At 71.3% G+C, this 17,507-nt stretch carries 13 protein-coding genes and 1 pseudogene; 11 read left to right on the forward strand and 3 right to left on the reverse strand.

Annotated features, from left to right (window positions below):
* The first annotated feature begins 128 nt into the window (after positions 1-128).
* Together MRBLMG1_RS13250 and MRBLMG1_RS13255 are read left to right on the forward strand one after the other, a co-directional pair.
* Complete coding sequence (locus tag MRBLMG1_RS13250) at positions 129-1,367, forward strand: helix-turn-helix domain-containing protein (protein WP_367823907.1); 1,239 nt, start codon at positions 129-131, stop codon at positions 1,365-1,367.
* Between the two features lie 44 nt (positions 1,368-1,411).
* Positions 1,412-2,935, forward strand: coding sequence for an aldehyde dehydrogenase family protein (locus MRBLMG1_RS13255; protein ID WP_367823908.1), 1,524 nt, complete (start codon positions 1,412-1,414; stop codon positions 2,933-2,935).
* Positions 2,936-4,162: 1,227 nt separating this feature from the next.
* Here MRBLMG1_RS13255 and MRBLMG1_RS13260 read toward each other — a convergent pair.
* Positions 4,163-5,086, reverse strand: a complete 924-nt coding sequence (locus MRBLMG1_RS13260; protein WP_367823910.1) for an NADP-dependent oxidoreductase — start codon at positions 5,084-5,086, stop codon at positions 4,163-4,165.
* A gap of 127 nt (positions 5,087-5,213) precedes the next feature.
* On the opposite strand from MRBLMG1_RS13260, the gene MRBLMG1_RS13265 reads away from it, so the two are divergent.
* The 5 genes from MRBLMG1_RS13265 to MRBLMG1_RS13285 all read left to right on the forward strand — a co-directional run bounded on the left by MRBLMG1_RS13265 (position 5,214) and on the right by MRBLMG1_RS13285 (position 9,620).
* On the forward strand, positions 5,214-6,269 hold the full coding sequence (locus tag MRBLMG1_RS13265) for a GlxA family transcriptional regulator (RefSeq protein ID WP_367823912.1): 1,056 nt from the start codon (positions 5,214-5,216) through the stop codon (positions 6,267-6,269).
* 152 nt (positions 6,270-6,421) lie between these two features.
* Positions 6,422-7,648: a cation:proton antiporter gene (locus MRBLMG1_RS13270; RefSeq protein ID WP_367823913.1), complete on the forward strand. Its 1,227-nt coding sequence runs from the start codon at positions 6,422-6,424 to the stop codon at positions 7,646-7,648.
* A 224-nt stretch (positions 7,649-7,872) separates the two neighbouring features.
* Entirely contained in the window at positions 7,873-8,229 is a 357-nt protein-coding gene (locus MRBLMG1_RS13275; RefSeq protein WP_367823915.1) for a PRC-barrel domain-containing protein, read from the forward strand.
* 19 nt (positions 8,230-8,248) lie between these two features.
* A complete protein-coding gene (locus MRBLMG1_RS13280; RefSeq protein ID WP_367823917.1) occupies positions 8,249-8,416 on the forward strand; it encodes a hypothetical protein in 168 nt (55 codons plus the stop codon).
* Between the two features lie 106 nt (positions 8,417-8,522).
* Positions 8,523-9,620 (forward strand): PP2C family protein-serine/threonine phosphatase, encoded by a 1,098-nt coding sequence (locus MRBLMG1_RS13285; RefSeq protein WP_367823919.1) that lies wholly within the window; start codon positions 8,523-8,525, stop codon positions 9,618-9,620.
* Positions 9,621-9,734: 114 nt separating this feature from the next.
* Here the strand turns inward: MRBLMG1_RS13285 and MRBLMG1_RS13290 are convergent, their stop codons facing one another.
* Positions 9,735-12,131 (reverse strand): SpoIIE family protein phosphatase, encoded by a 2,397-nt coding sequence (locus MRBLMG1_RS13290; RefSeq protein ID WP_367823921.1) that lies wholly within the window; start codon positions 12,129-12,131, stop codon positions 9,735-9,737.
* 321 nt (positions 12,132-12,452) lie between these two features.
* Positions 12,453-12,707, reverse strand: a complete 255-nt coding sequence (locus MRBLMG1_RS13295; RefSeq protein ID WP_367823923.1) for a zinc finger domain-containing protein — start codon at positions 12,705-12,707, stop codon at positions 12,453-12,455.
* A 414-nt stretch (positions 12,708-13,121) separates the two neighbouring features.
* Here MRBLMG1_RS13295 and MRBLMG1_RS13300 point away from each other — a divergent pair, with 414 nt between their 5' ends.
* The 4 genes and pseudogenes from MRBLMG1_RS13300 to MRBLMG1_RS13315 all read left to right on the forward strand — a co-directional run.
* On the forward strand, positions 13,122-14,633 hold the full coding sequence (locus MRBLMG1_RS13300) for an aldehyde dehydrogenase family protein (protein ID WP_367823925.1): 1,512 nt from the start codon (positions 13,122-13,124) through the stop codon (positions 14,631-14,633).
* The gene (locus MRBLMG1_RS13305) at positions 14,630-16,156 is read left to right on the forward strand and encodes a GMC family oxidoreductase (RefSeq protein ID WP_367823927.1); all 1,527 of its coding nucleotides are present in this window, start codon (positions 14,630-14,632) and stop codon (positions 16,154-16,156) included. Before MRBLMG1_RS13300 ends, MRBLMG1_RS13305 begins: the two co-directional genes overlap by 4 nt.
* Positions 16,153-17,250 (forward strand): quaternary amine ABC transporter ATP-binding protein, encoded by a 1,098-nt coding sequence (locus MRBLMG1_RS13310; RefSeq protein ID WP_367823928.1) that lies wholly within the window; start codon positions 16,153-16,155, stop codon positions 17,248-17,250. Before MRBLMG1_RS13305 ends, MRBLMG1_RS13310 begins: the two co-directional genes overlap by 4 nt.
* A pseudogene (locus MRBLMG1_RS13315) lies at positions 17,250-17,507 on the forward strand (hypothetical protein); the annotation flags it as partial. The gene MRBLMG1_RS13310 and the pseudogene MRBLMG1_RS13315, both read left to right, overlap by 1 nt.

The following is a 17,507-nucleotide window of genomic DNA, read 5'->3' on the forward strand; positions in this document are numbered from 1 at the left end:
TACGTGAGGGCCGTGGGGCGGGTCCCGGACAGGGTGCGTACGCGAGGCCGTCCGGCCGCTTGTCGGCGGCCCGAACGGGCACCACGATGGCCGGGACGGACCGTGACCACGTCGACGGGGAGGCCGAGTTGAGCGATGCGTGGGTGGCGGGAGAAGCGGGTCCGGGTCCGGTCGCCGGGGACGCTCGGCCGCTGGTCGCCGCGTCCTGGCGGCGTTCCGTACGCGCGCGCGTGAGCCCCGACGAGGCGGCGCGCGTGGAGCTGGAGGAGGACGAACTCGCGGCGTACCGCGACGGCCATCCGCTCGCGGCGGCGATGCCCGTGATCCGGGAGCTGATGGGGGCGTACGCGACGGACGGGGAGCACCTGCTCGCGCTCTGCGACGCGGCCGGGCGGATGCTGTGGGTGGAGGGCCATCCGGACACCCTCCGCAAGGCACGCGGCATGAACTTCGTGGCCGGGGCGCGGTGGTCGGAGTCGGCGGCGGGCACGAACGCGCCCGGGACCGCCCTCGCCGTCGACCGTCCGGTGCAGGTCGTCGCCGCCGAACACTTCCGCCGCTCGGTCCGGGCCTGGACCTGCGCCGCCGCACCCGTGCACGACCCGCGCACCGGGCGGGTCCTCGGCGCGGTCGACATCACGGGCGGGGCCGGCCTGGCGCACCCGCACAGCCTCGGCTTCGTACAGGCCGTCGCACGCGCGGCCGAATCCCAGCTGGCCCTGCTCGGGCCCGCCCCCGCGCCCGGACACCTCAGGCTGTCGGCCCTCGGCCGGGACGAGGCCGTGTTCTCCGTGGGCGGACGGCGGGTGCGGCTGGGCCGCCGGCACAGCGAGATCCTGGTGCTCCTCGCCCACCGCCCGGAGGGCGTGAGCGGCGACGGGCTGCTCACCCTGCTGTACGAGGACGAGTCGGTCACCCCGGTCACGCTCCGGGCCGAACTGTCCCGGCTGCGCGCACTGCTCGGCCCCGACGTGCTGCGTTCCCGCCCGTACCGGCTCGCGGACACCGTGGACGCGGACTTCACCACCCTGGACCGGCGGCTGGCATCCGGGGCGGTCGCGGCCGCGGCAGCCGAGTACCCCGGCCCGCTGCTCCCCTCGTCGACCGCGCCCGGAGTCGTACGGCTCCGGGAACGGCTCGCGGGACGACTGCGGGCCGCGCTGGTCGACCGGGGTGATCCCGGACTGCTCGCCGACTGGGCCTACAGCACGTGGGGCGAGGACGACGTGGTGGTCTGGCGGGCGTTGTGCGCGGCCGTACCGGCACCGCAGCTTCCCCCCGTACGGGCACGGCTCGACTCCCTGGAGGCGGAACTGTCCTCCGGTGCAACGGACTTGCAACGTACGGGCCACCACACTCGGCCGTGAGCACCGGCCAGGGACGGCCGGCGCGTCCCAGGGAGGCCATGTCCATGACCCGTTACGCCGCACCCGGTACCGAGGGCGCCCTCATGTCGTACCAGGCCCGCTACGACCACTGGATCGGAGGCGCGTACGTCGCCCCGGCAGGCGGCCGCTACTTCGACAACCCCAGCCCGGTCGACGGCCGCCCCTTCACGGAGGTCGCCCGCGGCACCGCCGAGGACGTGGAACGCGCCCTGGACGCGGCGCACGCCGCGGCACCCGCGTGGGGCCGGACCGCCCCGGCCGACCGGGCGACCGTCCTGCTGCGCATCGCCGACCGCATGGAGGCCAACCTGGAGGCCCTCGCGGTCGCCGAGACCTGGGACAACGGCAAGCCCGTCCGCGAGACCCTCGCCGCGGACATCCCGCTCGCGATCGACCACTTCCGCTACTTCGCGGGCGTGCTGCGGGCCCAGGAGGGGTCCCTGAGCGAGATCGACGACGACACCGTCGCCTACCACTTCCACGAGCCCCTCGGCGTCGTCGCGCAGATCATCCCGTGGAACTTCCCGATCCTCATGGCGGTCTGGAAGCTGGCGCCCGCCCTCGCCGCCGGGAACGCCGTGATCCTCAAGCCGGCTGAACAGACCCCGGCCTCCGTCCACTTCTGGCTGAGCCTCGTCGCCGACCTCCTGCCGCCCGGCGTCCTCAACATCGTCAACGGCTACGGCGAGGAAGCCGGCAAGCCCCTCGCCTCCTCCCCCCGCGTCGCCAAGATCGCCTTCACCGGCGAGACCTCGACGGGCCGGCTGATCATGGGGTACGCCTCCGAGAACCTCAAGCCCGTCACCCTCGAACTCGGCGGCAAGTCCCCGAACATCTTCTTCGACGACGTCTGGGCCGCCGACGACGACTTCCGCGACAAGGCCCTCGAAGGCTTCACGATGTTCGCCCTCAACCAGGGCGAGGTCTGCACCTGCCCCTCCCGCGCCCTCGTCCAGCGCGGCCACTACGCCGACTTCCTCGAAGCCGCCGTCGCCCGCACCGAACTCATCGTCCCCGGTCACCCCCTCGACACCACCACCATGATCGGCGCCCAGGCCTCCGCCGACCAGCTCGCCAAGATCCTCTCCTACCTGGAGATCGGCCAGCAGGAAGGCGCGAAGATCCTCACCGGCGGCCAGGTCGTCGAACACGGCGGCGAGCTCGCGGGCGGCTACTACGTCCAGCCCACCATCTTCGAAGGCGACAACCGCATGCGCGTCTTCCAGGAGGAGATCTTCGGCCCCGTCGTCGCCGTCACCTCCTTCTCCGACTTCGACGACGCCATCCACACCGCCAACGACACCCTCTACGGCCTCGGCGCCGGCGTCTGGACCCGCGACACCAACACCGCCTACCGCGCCGGCCGCGCCATCCAAGCCGGCCGCGTCTGGACCAACTGCTACCACGCCTACCCCGCCCACGCCGCCTTCGGCGGCTACAAGCAGTCCGGCATCGGCCGCGAAACCCACCGCATGATGCTGGACCACTACCAGCAGACGAAGAACCTCCTGGTCTCGTACTCCCCGAAGAAGCTCGGCTTCTTTTAGAGGTACGAGAAGGGGCGTCTGACCAGCCAAAACACGCGTCAGACGCCCCTTCCTTCTTGCCACTGGACAGCGAAGCCATAGATCGATCACCGGTTCCTCCCACCGCCGCATGGCCTCGTCGGGTCAGGTGATCGGCGTGGTTCCGCGCTTCGACCAGGAACTTCGCGTGGCAGCGGAACAGAACCCCAATGCTCTGCCCGTTACGACGCGCCCACTCTGCCGGATCGACTCCGGAGGCGAGCCAGAACGAGATGCCGGCATGCCGAAGGCCATAGGGGCGCTTCGCCAACTCCATGGCACCCCCGTAAAGGGTGACGGCGGCCTCGCGTGCACGCCCCCACGTGATGCCGGCAGACGACACTTCGACTTCTGCAGGTGGATCACTTCCGCCTGGCGCATCGCGGCGCAGTACATGCCACCGAAGGCCCAACGATCGCTGGTCGTCGGATGGCCCAGAACGAGTGACGTCCTGCCTCTGCATTGCGGCTTGTACGAGGCTCTACAGATGAACTCGTACGCGGACACCGAGGGCCGCGCGGTCGGCTCACCCCCGGGCAGGCTGTTCACCCCAGGCTAATTTGCACTACCGTCAGATTGCCCGATGCGGTCAGGTGCGACGTGCAGCAGCCTGGGGCTGATTCGAGTGGAACCCCACCAGCATCCCGCAGCTGAAGACGTTTGCACGGCTCAAGCAGCAGCCGGTGTTCTCCGATGTCGAGTTCGCGGCCCACGAGAGCCACATTCTCGACCTCTGAGGGTACCAAGCTCCTTCCCACGTCTGCTCAGGACCTGGACCTCACGGTGCCGCCGCCCGCACCGTTCTCCCGTGGCGGCGGGGCGTGGACAGGCCTGCGGAAGCAGCTCGACGGCGTGGCAGTCGACGTCGTTCGGTGGTCAGGCGATGCTCTGCACGGGGCTGCTCGAGGCCGACTTACCGCGGGCGCGCGCGGATCCATCCCTTGTTGAGACGCCGGCAACCCAACCGTGTCAACAACGTCCGTGATCAATACACCTAGCATCTCAAGCCCCGCCCTCACTACCGGACCAGGCACGGACCGGATTCGCGGCCAGGCGCCGTGGTGCAGTGCAGCGGGGCCGTATGGGCACCGTTCCCCTTCTTCATCGCGGGCCGGCCCGGCAACCGGCTCGACTCCTGCATGGCACTTCCGCGCCATGCGCAGCACGCCCGCCTTGGGCGGTTCGGAGCGACCAGTCGCGTCCCGTGGCTCAGACGACCGATAGAACGATCTTGCCCGTGGTGCGGCCCTGTTCGCCGATCGCGTGGGCCTTCGACGCCTCGGCGAGCGGCACGACGAGGTCGACCACCGGCCGCAGCCGCCCCTGCTCCACCAGGGCCGCGATCTCGCGCAGGCCGAGGTGGTCGGGCTCCACCAGGACCCAGGCCGCCCGTACACCGTCCCGCGCGGCGGGGACGTCGTCCGGGCCCGGCAGGGTAATCAGCCTGCCCCCGTCTCGGAGCACCTCCAGGGAGCGTTCCGCCGTCTCGCCACCGATACCGTCCAGGACGACGTCCATGTCGGAGACGACGTCCTCGAAGCGTGTCCCGCGGTAGTCGATCACCTCGTCCGCGCCCAGCTCGCGCACCAGGTCGTGCTTGCCCGCGCTCGCCGTGCCGATGACGTAGGCTCCGCGGGCCTTGGCAATTTGCACGGCAAGGTGCCCGACTCCGCCGGCCGCCGCGTGCACCAGCACCCGCTCCCCGGGGCGGACGTCCGCCGCGTCGACGAGGGCCTGCCAGGCGGTGAGCGCCGCCAGCGGGAGCGCCGCGGCCTCCACGTGGGTCAGGGAGGCGGGCTTGGGGGCGAGGTGCCGTGCCGGGGCCACCACGTACTCGGCGTATCCGCCCGCCTGCCGGGGGAAGAGCGGCATGCCGAAGACCTCGTCGCCGGGACGGAAGATCCCCACACCAGGGCCGGCGGCCTCCACCGTGCCGGAGACGTCCCACCCGACGGCCGGAACGGGGCCCCACTCGATGAGGGCCCCGCCGGCCCGGGTCTTCCAGTCCACGGGGTTCACTCCGGCCGCGTGGACCCGCACCAGGACTTCGCCCAAACCGGGCTCAGGGCGCTCCATCTCGCGCTCGACCAGGCTCTCGAGTCCGCCCCACTGCTCCACGACCACCGCACGCATGCTGTCCGCCTCGTTTCCGTCTCGATCGGTGCGCCCCCGGACCGTTCCGGCGGCGATGCGTCCACGATCCGGTACCGCGGTCCCGCGTGGTGTTGGCCGTTTGGCCAGCATGTGACAGGATCAGGCCATGAGGAAACCATCAGAACCGGCGAGGGGGGCAGCTCACGAAGTGACACCGGCGCCCCCGCACCGGGTCGCCGTCCTCGCGCTGCCCGGGGTGCCTCCGTTCGAGCTCGGCATACCCTCCCGGGTCTTCGGCAGCGCCGAGGACGCCGGCGGGCGCCCCCTGTACGAGGTCACGATCTGCACGGCCGACGGTGCCCCGGTGCTCAGCGACGCCGGGTTCACCGTGCAGCCCTCGGCCGGGCCCGAGGCGCTCGCCGCCGCCGACACCGTGGTCCTCCCGCCCACTCACGCCATGCCCGAGCTCGGCCGTGGCGGCCCGCTGCCGCCCGAGGTCGCCGCGGCCATCGACGGCATCCGGCCCGGCACCCGACTCGTGTCCATCTGCACCGGGTCGTACGTGCTCGCCGCCGCCGGGCTCCTCGACGGCCGGCCGGCCACCACGCACTGGAACCTGGCCCCGGAGTTCCGCCGGGCCTTTCCCCAGGTCAAAGTGGACGAGGACGTGCTCTTCGTCGACGACGGCGACGTGCTGACCTCCGCGGGCGTGGCCGCGGGGGTCGACCTGTGCCTGTACATGATCCGCCGCGACCACGGCGCCTCGGTCGCCAACCGCGCGGCCCGCATGTGTGTGGTGCCTCCCTGGCGGGACGGCGGGCAGGCCCAGTTCATCGACCGGCCCGTGCCGGAGCCCACCCTGGCCAGCACCACCGCCACCCGCGCCTGGGCCCTGGAACACCTCGCCGAGCCCCTCACCCTGGCCCGGCTCGCCGAGCACGCCCGGATGAGCCTGCGGTCCTTCACCCGGCGGTTCCGCGACGAGGTCGGAGTGACTCCGGTGCAGTGGCTCACGGCACAACGTCTGGAGCTGGCCAGGCAACTTCTCGAGACGACCGATCTTCCGATCGACCTCGTCGCCCACCGCGCGGGCCTCGGCTCCGGCAACTCCCTGCGCGCGCACATGCGTACGACCTTCGGTGTCTCGCCCGCCGCGTACCGACGCGCGTTCGGCACCGGCGCCCTCCCCGGACGCGGACGGGAGACGGAACCGTCCATGTGACGGGCTCCGGGTGAGCACCGCCGATTCCTTGGCGGACAGCGCCCCGGGAGGGACGCTGTCGGCGTGCTGCCACGGCACGGCACGGCCTGCGCCTTACGCTGCAACGCCGGGAGGAACCAGCCGGGACCGAGCCTCCCGAAAGCGCGGACGCCTTGCTTGCCGTCACCGTCATCGCGGGCATTCTGTTCACCTGGTGCGTCCTGTCGCGCAGGCTCGCGCTGTGGGGCATCACCGCACCGATCGCCATGATGGTGGCGGGCATCGCCCTCACCAGCGGCTCGGACCCGCCGCTCGTGTTCGACTTCGGCGACCTGGCCGGCTTCGAACGCGCCGTGGAGGTCGTCCTCGCCCTGCTGCTCTTCGTCGACGCGACCGAGGTTCCGGCGGGAGGCATCCGGCGGGAGAGGAGCGTCGTCGCCCGTCTCCTGGGCGCCGCGTTGCCGCTGACCCTGGGCGCCGCCTTCCTGTCCGCGCTCGCCTTCTTCCCCGACCGGCCCGGTTGGGTGCTCGCGACCCTGGCGACGGTCGTCGTCCCCCTCGACCTGGCACCCGCCGCTGCCCTCGTGCGGGACGAACGCATCCCGGCGCGCCTGCGGGAGGTGCTCAACGTCGAGGGCGGCCTCAGCGATGGGATCGTCTCGCCGGTGTTCCTGATCTGTGTCGCCGCCGCAGCCGAGTACCATGCGGCGGGCTCCGACTACGCCGAGGCGCTCCTCGACGCGGTCGGAGCGGCGGGCTGGGCCGTCGGATCCGGCTCGCTCGTCGGCTACCTGGCCGGACGGCTGCTCCGCCGGTCCTGGGCGAAGGGCTGGACCCTGCCCACCGCGGCGAGACTCGCGGTGCTGAGCGTGCCCCTCGCCGCGTACTCCCTGTCGGTCTTCCTGGGCGGCAACGGCTTCGTCGCCTCGTTCGTCGCCGGCGTCTGCGTCGCCCCGGCGATGCGGCATCTCCCCGAGGGCACCGTGCGGATGGCCGACGACCTGGTCACCCTGTCGACCCTCGCCCTGTGGTTCCTCTTCGGCCAGTTGGTCAGCGACGAGTTCTGGGACGGCTTCCACCTGTCCGTCGTCCTCTACGCCCTCCTCGTCTGCACTCTGGTACGCCTGGTGCCCGTGACGGTCGCCCTCGTCGGTACGGATCTGTCCCTGTCCGACCGGCTGTTCCTGGGGTGGATGGGGCCCAGGGGAGTGGCCTCGGTGGTCTTCGGGCTCCTCGCCGCCATCGAACTGCGTGGCTCCGGTGGCGGTGACTTCATCTCGCGGGTGATGGTGATCACCGTCATGGTCAGCATCGTGCTGCACGGCCTGAGCGCCGAGTCCATCGGCCGCCGCTACGCCCGAGGGCGGCGCCCTTCGCCGGCACCCCGGGTCCGGGGATGAGGGCGCGCGCTCGTGCCGGCGGTCACGGGCACGGTGGCGTGGTTCGGTGGCAGGAGAGCCGCGAGCCGGAGCCCAAGAGGCTGCCCGAGCGGCACGCGTTCCGTCATACCGGCCGTCAACCGCACCACTCGAACCCGGCGCCTGCGCCACGCTGCTCGAGCGGTGAGGCGAAATGTCGCATTCGGCCACATGATGGAGTCCGGACAGCGAAGGGAGGCTGATCGATGATCCAGATCGCCGATATCCGGGAGTGGCGCGAGCACGACGTCGTCGACGCAGACGGGAAGAAGATCGGCACGCTCGAGTCGGTCTACGTGGACACCGCGACCGACGAACCGTCGTTCGCGACAGTGACCGTCGGCCTTCCTACGCGGCATCGGCTGGTGTTCGTGCCCCTCGCCGAAGCCACGGTCGGTCCTGGCTACCTGAAGGTCCCCTTCGGCAAGTCCTTGGTGAAAGACGCACCGGCCATCGACACGGACGGCGTGCTGCCGGCCGAGCGAGAACCGGATGTCTTCGCGCACTACGAACTGGAGTACCAGCCCGGCGCCGGCGGCGAGCGACGTCTGGCCAGGCGCTGATCAGTGGGAAGAAACCGTGATGGTCTGGGTGCTGTTGCTCATTGTGGCTGCGATCGTCCTTGGCATCGTAGGTGCGGTTGCTGACGGGCTTTTCTATCTCCTGGTGATCGGCGTGCTGGTCTTCGTCACCGCGCTGACCTTGGGGGCCATCCGATTTCGGCGTACCGGGCGTCGCCCCGTGCGATAGCCCGCCCCGTGATCGGGCGCTGCGGCTGTGCCCGTGCCCTCGTCCTGACGACACGGGCCCGCTCGTCACGTCGCTGAGCGGGCCCCTCGCGGATACTCTGGGATTCATGATCGAGTCCGGACGGCCGCGGCTCCGTCGAGGCTACGGCTACGGCTACGGCAGGCTTGTGCGGCTGTCGCCGGTGATTCTGACCGTCGTGATCGCCTGCTTGGCCTACGCCACCCCGCCGGAGATGGCCTTCAGCCGCCTCCTGCCCGCGGCGCCGGCTCTGGCCGCCGCCATGTGGCCGGTCCTTCCGACCGTCCTGCTCGGGACCGTCTGCCTCCTTCTGATGATCGGCCTCAGCCTCGTCTTCCCCGATCTGGGGACGTGGTGGACATGCGGGGGGATCGTCGCGGTCACCGTGGCCGCCGCATACGGAAGCCATGTCCGGCTCCAGCGGGAGCGCACCCTCTTCCAGGTACGGCTCGTCGCCGACGCGGCCCAGCAGGTGGTGCTGCGGCCCCTACCGCACCGATTCCGGAACGTCGAGATCGAATCGCTGTACCTCGCGGCCGCCGCGGAAGCCCGCATCGGCGGGGATTTCTACGAGGTGGTCGACACGCCGTACGGGGTACGGCTCCTCATAGGCGACGTGCGAGGCAAAGGCCTGCCGGCGGTGGGGGCGGCCGCAGCGATCGTCAACGCCTTCCGGGAGGCGGCACACGGCGAGGCCGACATGACCGACGTCGCCCGCAGGCTGGACGCCAGCTGCGCCCGGCACAACGCCGCCCATCCGCCCGAGGCGCCGATGGAACGCTTCGCCACCGCGCTGCTCGTCGAGATCCCGCATCAAAGCAACCGCATCACCATCGTCAACTGCGGACATCCCCCACCGTTGGTCCACAGCCTGAAAAACGTACGCGTCCTCGAGCCGTCCGCCCCATCGCCCCTGCTCAGCCTGGCGGAGTTGATCGGTGACCAGTACCGTGCGGACGCCTTCGACTTCGCTCCCGGCGAGCTTCTCCTCCTCTACACGGACGGGGTCGCCGAAACCCGCGCCCGGGACGGTGAGTTCTTCCCGTTGACGGAGTGGATGCGTCGACAAGCCCCCACATCTCCCCGTGATCTGCTCACGGCCCTGCACCACGACCTCCTCCGTCACAGCAGAGGCAGCCTCGACGATGACATCGCCGCCTTGGCCGTACGCCTGCACACTTCATGAGCCGTGCGCACGGAGAGGCCGTGAGCTCCCCCACCGCTCAGGCTCGAGCCGACCGTCCTCACCACCGGCGCTTGATGCGGCACCGCCCCGGGTTCGGGCAGACGCGGGAGGCCGTCAAGCCACGGGCAAGGCCTGTTCCGCCCAGATCGTTTTCCCTGCCGGCATGTAGCGCGTCCCCCAGTGCTCGGTGAGCTGGGCGACCATGAACAGTCCACGTCCGCCCTCCTCGTCGCTGCCGGCGTAACGGGCATGCGGTGAGGTGTGCTGCGAGTCGGAGACCTCGCAGATGAGAGAACGGTCCCGGATCAACCGCAGGCCGATCGGGCCGGAGGCATGGCGGATCGCGTTGGTGACCAGTTCGCTGACCACCAGTTCTGTGGTGAAGACCAGATCGTCCAGTCCCCACCGCCCAAGCTGTTCCGCGGCCGTCGCACGTGCGCGTGCGACGAGGGCGGGGTCCGAGGGCAGTTCCCAGGTCGCCACCTGCTGTGCCCCCAGCGCACGGGTGCGCACGACGAGGAGCGTCGCGTCGTCCTGCACCTGGCCCGATGCCAGCTCCGCGACGATCTGGGCGCACAATCGATCGGACGACGATCCTCGCTGCTCGCCGAGTACGGCCGCCAACCGGTCCAACCCCACGTCGGTGCCCTTCCCCCGGGCTTCCACGAGGCCGTCGGTGAACAGGACGACCAGGCTTCCCTCCGCGAGCTCCACTTCCGCGCCCTCGTACGGAAGCCGTCCCACGCCCAGAGGAGGCCCCGGCGGCAGACGAAGGAAGCTGACGGGGCCGTGCGGCTGCACCACAGCCGGCGGCAGGTGTCCCGCCGCCGCCCAGGTGCTCGTCCGGGAAGCCGGATCGTAGATCCCGTAGACGCACGTCGCTCCGACGGCGCCACTGCCGTCCGCGCCTTTCCCGTTCTGTTCCGACGCGTCCCTGCCGACTTGATCGTTCAGCCGGGCCAGGAGTTCGTCGGGCGCGAGGTCCAGCTCGGCCAGGGTGCGCACCATCGCGCGCAATCGCCCCATGGTGGCAGCGGCTCCCAGTCCGTGGCCGACGACGTCCCCCACGACGAGTCCGACGCGTGCCCCTGAAAGCGGAATGACGTCGAACCAGTCGCCGCCGGCGCCGAGGTGACTGTCGGCCGGCAGGTAGCGACTCGCCGCCTCGACCGCGCTCAGCTCGGGCAGCGATCGTGGCAGCAGGCTGCGCTGGAGCACGAACGCGGCGGTGTGCTCTCGGCGGTAACGCCGGGCGTTGTCGATGCATACGGCGGTCCGCGACGCCAGTTCCTCGGCCATTGCCCGATCGCCGTCGTCGAAGGGATCCGAGCTCTCGCCCCGCACGAAGGTGACGAGGCCCAAGGGCGTCCCCCGCACGATCAGCGGCACGTACAGCCGTGTCGGCGCGACCACGGCGTCCGTGGTCGACCGGCCCCTGGCCAGGCTCTCGGCCTGCGATGACCCGGCGGCGTACGCGACCCCCGCACCCACCTGGGAAGGTCCCCCGCCGGAATCCGCCACGCGTACGAGGTCCCATGCCGTGACGGGCTTCGGTTCCTCTCCCTCGAGCACTTCTGCGGCCACGTCGACGAGCACGGCTTCGGCGTACTGCGGCACGGCGACCTCGGCGAGCTCCGCTGCCGTTCCGGACGGGTCCAGCGTCGACCCGATCCTCGCGCCGGCCTCAGCGAGGAGCGCGAGGCGCTGCTGCGCACGGTAGTGGTCGGTGACGTCAATGGACTGTTCGCACACGCCCACTGGTTCTCCCCGGCCGTCCAGCAGTCGGAAATAGGACGAGGACCAGACGTGCTCGCGCCGCGGGTCGGCCGGGGAGCGCCCTCTGAAATGGACGTCGATGACCGGCTCACCGGTCTCGAGGATCTGTTGGACGAATTCCTCCGGCGGCGCCAGGTGCTGGGTGGTGAGGACATCACCGGGAAAGAGTTCGGTCATGGAGCGGCCGAGCAACGCCGTGAGGTCGCCACCGAGTTCCCGGACGCTGGATGCGTTGGCCCACAAGAGGCGCGCGCCGGGACCGTAGATGGTCAGTGTCACCGGCGACTGGGTTACGAGCCCCTGCAGCATCGCCTGTCGGGTCTCCCACCAACGAAGCCCCTGCAACTCAGTCGCCGTGAGGACGGCGGAGGGGGTCTGGCCGGAAGAGGCCCCGTCGGAGGCAGGGGTGAGGGGGTGCAGAGTCACTGCCACACGTACGGTGTCTCCGCTACGGTGGCGCACGTCCACGACGGCACTGCGTGTCCCACCGAGCCGCAGCCGCTGATCCCACCCCGGCTGCTCCGATCTGTCGCGATCGGCGTGCGAGGGTGCGATCAGGTCCACCGCCCGGCGTCCCAGTACCTCCGAAGCCGGATACCCCAGTAGGGCCTCGGCCTCACGGCTCCACCCGACGAGCACTCCATCCGCGGCGAGCAGGGCGAAGCCGACCGGGGGCGGGCCGAGGCGCTCACCTTCGTCCACCCCGGCGGGAGGAATGAACGGTAGCCCTTCCATGCCCCCCATCATCCTTCCCCGGGGTCGCGACCGCAGCGCGCTCGATCCGGTCCTGGCTGCCTCCGCACAGCGCGGGCGGATGCGCGGCTTGCCGGGTTCCCCACTGAGAGGTCTCATCGAAGTCCCGACACCGAGAGGTCGTACGCCGTGAAATCGGGGCCCGAACCGGAGCGGATCGACCGGACCGAGAAACCCCCTTGCGCCTGCCACCCGGCAGCGGAGCAGCGGGGCGGCTGATCCCCGCGCGGCGGGCACACCGCGAGGACGCGGATCCTGCGTTACACGTGGCTCAGGGCCGTACCACCGCCGTGCTGCACGATGTCAGCGGCCGGCCGCGGCCGGCAGCGGGACGAGCGTGCGGCCCTCCAGGGCCTGCCGGTATGCCCCGCGCCGCTCGGCGTGCACGCTACGGCGGGCCAGGCACAGCGTCCCGGCCGGCACTCCGCACGCGGGGCAGGAAACACCAAACGCGCCGTGCCCGTACAGCCGTTGCGTCTCGTATGCGGCGTCCAGGACGGCATCGGCGATCCGGTCTCCGAAGGACGGCGCGCGGCGCGGCGTGAGGGTCGGGCTCATGGCGGGGCAATCTCCTGGGTTCGGCGGAGGACGGCGTCGTCAGGTCGTCCCCGGACTTCGGTCTTGCCGTCGTTTACCCGTCGGCACGGAAAGGAGTCCTGGTTCACGACTCGACTGCGATGAGCCCCGTTCTACGGGATGGGTCTGACAGTGAAGGTCGGAGCCGGTTCCGTGAGCCGGCTCCCGACCTGACCGCCGCGCCTGCCGCTTCCCTCGGGCCGGCACGGCGGCATCCGCCGAAGCGGCAGGCCCCGCTCATCCACATCTCCTTTAATGCCCCTTTTCATACCTTCTCGACTGTGAAGCATGTCACTCTCCGTAAGGCATTGCGGATGGTTTGCCGACGTCAGGGCAGGCGGCCGAATCGCCGGACAACCGGCAGGGGGACTCGGAGAACGGAAGGCCAGACCCGACGTGACGGCAGCACAACAGACCATCCATGTGGGCGGAGAGTGGCGCGCAGCCCTGTCCGGAGCCACGCGCGAGATCATCGACCCCGCCGACGCGACCGCCTTCGCGGTCGTGGCCGAGGGCGGTGTCCAGGACACGGACGACGCCGTGGCCGCGGCGCGGGCCGCCTTCGACGACGGTTCCTGGCCCCGTACGCCGGTCGCCGAACGCGCCGCCCTGCTGCGGCGGGCCGCCGACCTGCTGAAGCGCGACCGCGAGCGGATCGGCGCCCTGGAGAGCCAGGACGCGGGCAAGACGCTGGAGGAGGGCCGCATCGACGTCGACTGCGTCCGCGACGCCTTCCTCTACTTCGCCGACCTGATCGCGAACGAGGACGGCGGCGGGCGGGTCGTCGACGCCGGATCGGACGAGATCCGCAGCGTCGTGGTGCAGGAGCCGGTCGGGGTCTGCGCCCTGATCACGCCGTGGAACTATCCGTTGCTCCAGGCCAGCTGGAAGATCGCGCCCGCACTCGCCGCCGGCAACACGTTCGTGATCAAGCCCAGCGAGATCACCCCGCTGAGCACCGTCGTCCTGGTCGAACTGCTCCTGGAGGCCGGACTGCCCCTCGGCGCGGCCAACATCGTGACCGGCCCCGGCGACACCGTCGGCGCGCGGCTCGCCGAGCACCCCGACGTCGACCTCGTCTCGTTCACGGGCGGTCTCGTGAGCGGGACGAAGGTCGCCAGGGCGGCTGCCGACAGCGTGAAGAAGGTGGCCCTCGAACTGGGCGGCAAGAATCCCAACGTCGTGTTCGCCGACGCCTGTTCGACGCCCGAAGGGTTCGACACCGCCGTCGACCAGGCGCTCAACGCCGCGTTCGTCCACAGTGGCCAGGTCTGCTCCGCCGGCTCCCGCCTCATCGTCGAGGCATCGCTGCGCGAGCGCTTCGTCGCCGAACTCGCCCGCCGTGCCGCCCACATCAGGCTCGGACGCGGCACCGACGAGGGCGTCGAGTGCGGTCCGCTGGTCTCCGCCGCGCAGCTGGCGAGGACCGAGGAGTACGTCGCTTCGGCCCTCGGCGAGGGCGCGGTGGTGCGGGCGGGCGGTGAGCGGCCCGCCGGGGCGGGCTACTTCTACCGGCCCACGATCCTCGACCGCTGCCACCGGCGCATGCGGGTCGTCCGGGAGGAGGTCTTCGGGCCCGTCCTCACCGTGGAGACCTTCGATACGGAGGACGAGGCCGTCGCCCTCGCCAACGACACCGAGTACGGCCTCGCCGGAGCGGTATGGACCGCGAACGAGGACCGTGCCCGGCGCGTCGCGGCCCGGCTGCGCCACGGCACCGTCTGGATCAACGACTTCCACCCGTACCTGCCGCAGGCGGAATGGGGCGGCTTCGGGAAGTCCGGCATCGGCCGGGAACTGGGCCCCGGCGGTCTCGCCGAGTACCGCGAGAGCAAGCACATCTACCGGAACCTCACCCCGCGCCCCGTGCGCTGGTTCGCGGGCGAGACTCACAAGGACCAGGCATGAACGAGCAACACGTGTACGACTACGTCGTCGTCGGCGGCGGCACCGCGGGATCGGTGATCGCCTCCCGGCTGACCGAGGACCCGGACGTCACCGTCGCCGTCATCGAGGGCGGCCCCAGCGACGTCGGCCGCGACGACGTCCTGACCCTGCGCCGCTGGATGGGCCTGCTCGGGGGCGAGCTGGACTACGACTACCCCACCACCGAGCAGCCCCGGGGCAACTCGTACATCCGGCACAGCCGGGCCCGCGTGCTGGGCGGCTGTTCCTCGCACAACACCCTCATCGCCTTCAAGCCCCTTCCCTCCGACTGGGACGAGTGGGCCGAGGCCGGTGCCGAGGGCTGGGACGCCGCCGCCATGGACCCCTACTTCGCCCGGCTGCGCAACAACATCGTGCCCGTCGACGAGGCGGACCGGAACGCGATCGCGCGGGACTTCGTCGACGCGGCGCAGGCCGCGCTCGGGGTGCCCCGCATCGAAGGCTTCAACCGCGAGCCGTTCCACGAGGGCGTCGGCTTCTTCGACCTCGCCTACCACCCGGAGGACAACAAGCGGTCGTCCGCCTCCGTCGCCTATCTGCACCCGTTCCTGGACCGGCCGAACCTGCACATCGCCCTGGAGACCTGGGCGTTCCGGCTGGAGTTCGAGGGCACCCGGGCGACCGGCGTGCACATCCGCGCGAAGGACGGCACGGAACACGTCGTGCGCGCCCGGCGCGAGATCCTGGTGTGCGCGGGCGCCGTGGACACCCCGCGCCTGCTGCTGCACTCCGGAGTCGGGCCGCGGGCGGATCTCGAGAAGCTCGGCATACCCGTCGTGCACGACCTGCCGGGCGTCGGGGAGAACCTGCTCGACCACCCCGAGTCGGTCATCGTGTGGGAGACCCACGGCCCGATCCCGGAGAACTCCGCGATGGACTCCGACGCCGGTCTCTTCGTCCGCCGGGACCCGGAGTCCGAGGGACCGGACCTGATGTTCCACTTCTACCAGATCCCCTTCACCGACAACCCGGAGCGGCTGGGCTACGAACGGCCCGCGCACGGCGTGTCGATGACACCGAACATCCCCAAGCCGCGCAGCCGGGGCAGGCTGTACCTGACGAGCGCCGACCCCGAGGTCAAGCCCGCGCTGGACTTCCGGTACTTCACCGACGAGGACGACCACGACGGCCGGACCCTCGTCGACGGGATCCGCATCGCCCGGCACATCGCGGCGAGCGAACCCCTGGCCGGCTGGCTGAAGCGCGAGGTGTGCCCGGGGCCGGAGGTCACCTCGGACGAGGAGCTCAGCGCCTACGCCCGGCACGTCGCCCACACCGTCTACCACCCGGCCGGCACCTGCCGGATGGGTGCCGTCGGCGACGAACTCGCCGTCGTCGCACCCGACCTGAGGATCCGGGGCCTCGACGGCATCCGGATCGCCGACGCGTCCGTCTTCCCGACCATGACCGCCGTCAACCCCATGATCGGCGTGCTCATGGTCGGCGAGAAATGCGCCGACCTGCTGGGAGGTACGACCCGATGAGCACTCCGTACGCCTCGACCCGCACCACCACGTCGTCCCCGACGGCCGACGGGTCCGTCTTCTCCGTACGCGGTCTGTGGAAGGTCTTCGGTCCCAAGGCCGAGCGCGTGCCCGGCGACCAGGAGCTCGCGCGGCTGGACGCGGCCGAGCTGCGTGAGCGCACCGGCTGCACCGCCGCCGTCCGCGACGTCTCCTTCGACGTCGCGAAGGGTGAGGTCTTCGTCGTCATGGGCCTGTCGGGCTCGGGCAAGTCGACGCTCGTACGCTGCCTGACCAGACTGATCGAGCCGACGTCGGGCACGGTCTCCATCGACGGCGAGGACGTCCTGTCCATGGACCCTGGCCGGCTCCGCGAACTGCGCCGGCACCGGGCCTCGATGGTCTTCCAGCACTTCGGCCTGCTGCCGCACCGCACCGTGCTCGACAACGTCGCGTACGGCCTGGAGATCCAGGGCGTGGGTCGCGGCGAACGGCGCGAGCGGGCGGCGGAGTTCGTCGCCAAGGTCGGCCTCGCGGGCATGGAGCAGCGCAGGCCGGGCCAGTTGTCCGGCGGTCAGCAGCAGCGGGTCGGTCTGGCCCGTGCTCTGGCCGTGGATCCCGAAGTGCTGCTGTTCGACGAACCGTTCAGCGCGCTGGACCCGCTCATCCGCCGGGACATGCAGGAGGAGGTCGTGCGCCTGCACCGGGAGGAGGGGCGCACGATGGTCTTCATCACGCACGACCTGAGCGAGGCGCTGAAGCTCGGCGACCGCATCGCGCTGATGCGCGACGGCCGGATCGTGCAGCTCGGTACGCCGGAGGAGATCGTGGGCTCCCCCGCCGACGACTACGTCCGTGACTTCGTCCGTGACGTGCCGCGCGAGCAGGTGCTGACCGTGCGCTCGGCGATGCGCCCCGCGTTCGCGGAAGAGCACGGGGCCGGCCCGGCGCTCGCCCCCGGCGCCACCGTCCTGGAGGCCATCGAAGCGGTCGCCCGGACGGGCGAGAACGCGCGGGTGGTCGAGGACGGCCGGTGCCTCGGCGTGGTGGACCACGCGGGACTCCTGGGTGTCGTCGCCGGCGTACCGACCGCGGCGGGGCAGGCGGTGGCCTGATGCACTCCCCTACGAATTGGCCACCGCCGTGCGGCACGACCGGTGCCGGCGCCCGGGGAGAGCGCCGCGGCACCGGACGCCCCCGCCTGTCCTTCGGCGTCCCCGCTTCCGCCCGCGACGCCGGATCCGCCGGCGTACCCCGGTCCGCCCGTTACGCCGGATCCGCCGACGTACCCCGCTCCGCCCGCGACGCCGGACACGCCGGCGTCGCCCCGGCCGGCGGGGACGCCGGCCGCCGCCCCGTCAGGCCCGCGGGC

Origin of the sequence: Streptomyces sp. LMG1-1-1.1 (genome assembly GCF_040815545.1) — a bacterium.
Taxonomy (GTDB): domain Bacteria; phylum Actinomycetota; class Actinomycetes; order Streptomycetales; family Streptomycetaceae; genus Streptomyces.

What these genes read in the sequence shown, in the direction of transcription:
- MRBLMG1_RS13285 (WP_367823919.1), top strand. Translation starts at nt 8,523, where the DNA reads ATGATCGAGTCCGGACGGCCGCGGCTCCGTCGAGGCTACGGCTACGGC.
- MRBLMG1_RS13255 (WP_367823908.1), top strand. Translation starts at nt 1,412, where the DNA reads ATGACCCGTTACGCCGCACCCGGTACCGAGGGCGCCCTCATGTCGTAC.
- MRBLMG1_RS13265 (WP_367823912.1), top strand. Translation starts at nt 5,214, where the DNA reads ATGAGGAAACCATCAGAACCGGCGAGGGGGGCAGCTCACGAAGTGACA.
- MRBLMG1_RS13295 (WP_367823923.1), bottom strand. Translation starts at nt 12,707, where the DNA reads ATGAGCCCGACCCTCACGCCGCGCCGCGCGCCGTCCTTCGGAGACCGG.
- MRBLMG1_RS13310 (WP_367823928.1), top strand. Translation starts at nt 16,153, where the DNA reads ATGAGCACTCCGTACGCCTCGACCCGCACCACCACGTCGTCCCCGACG.
- MRBLMG1_RS13260 (WP_367823910.1), bottom strand. Translation starts at nt 5,086, where the DNA reads ATGCGTGCGGTGGTCGTGGAGCAGTGGGGCGGACTCGAGAGCCTGGTC.
- MRBLMG1_RS13280 (WP_367823917.1), top strand. Translation starts at nt 8,249, where the DNA reads ATGGTCTGGGTGCTGTTGCTCATTGTGGCTGCGATCGTCCTTGGCATC.
- MRBLMG1_RS13275 (WP_367823915.1), top strand. Translation starts at nt 7,873, where the DNA reads ATGATCCAGATCGCCGATATCCGGGAGTGGCGCGAGCACGACGTCGTC.
- MRBLMG1_RS13290 (WP_367823921.1), bottom strand. Translation starts at nt 12,131, where the DNA reads ATGGAAGGGCTACCGTTCATTCCTCCCGCCGGGGTGGACGAAGGTGAG.
- MRBLMG1_RS13305 (WP_367823927.1), top strand. Translation starts at nt 14,630, where the DNA reads ATGAACGAGCAACACGTGTACGACTACGTCGTCGTCGGCGGCGGCACC.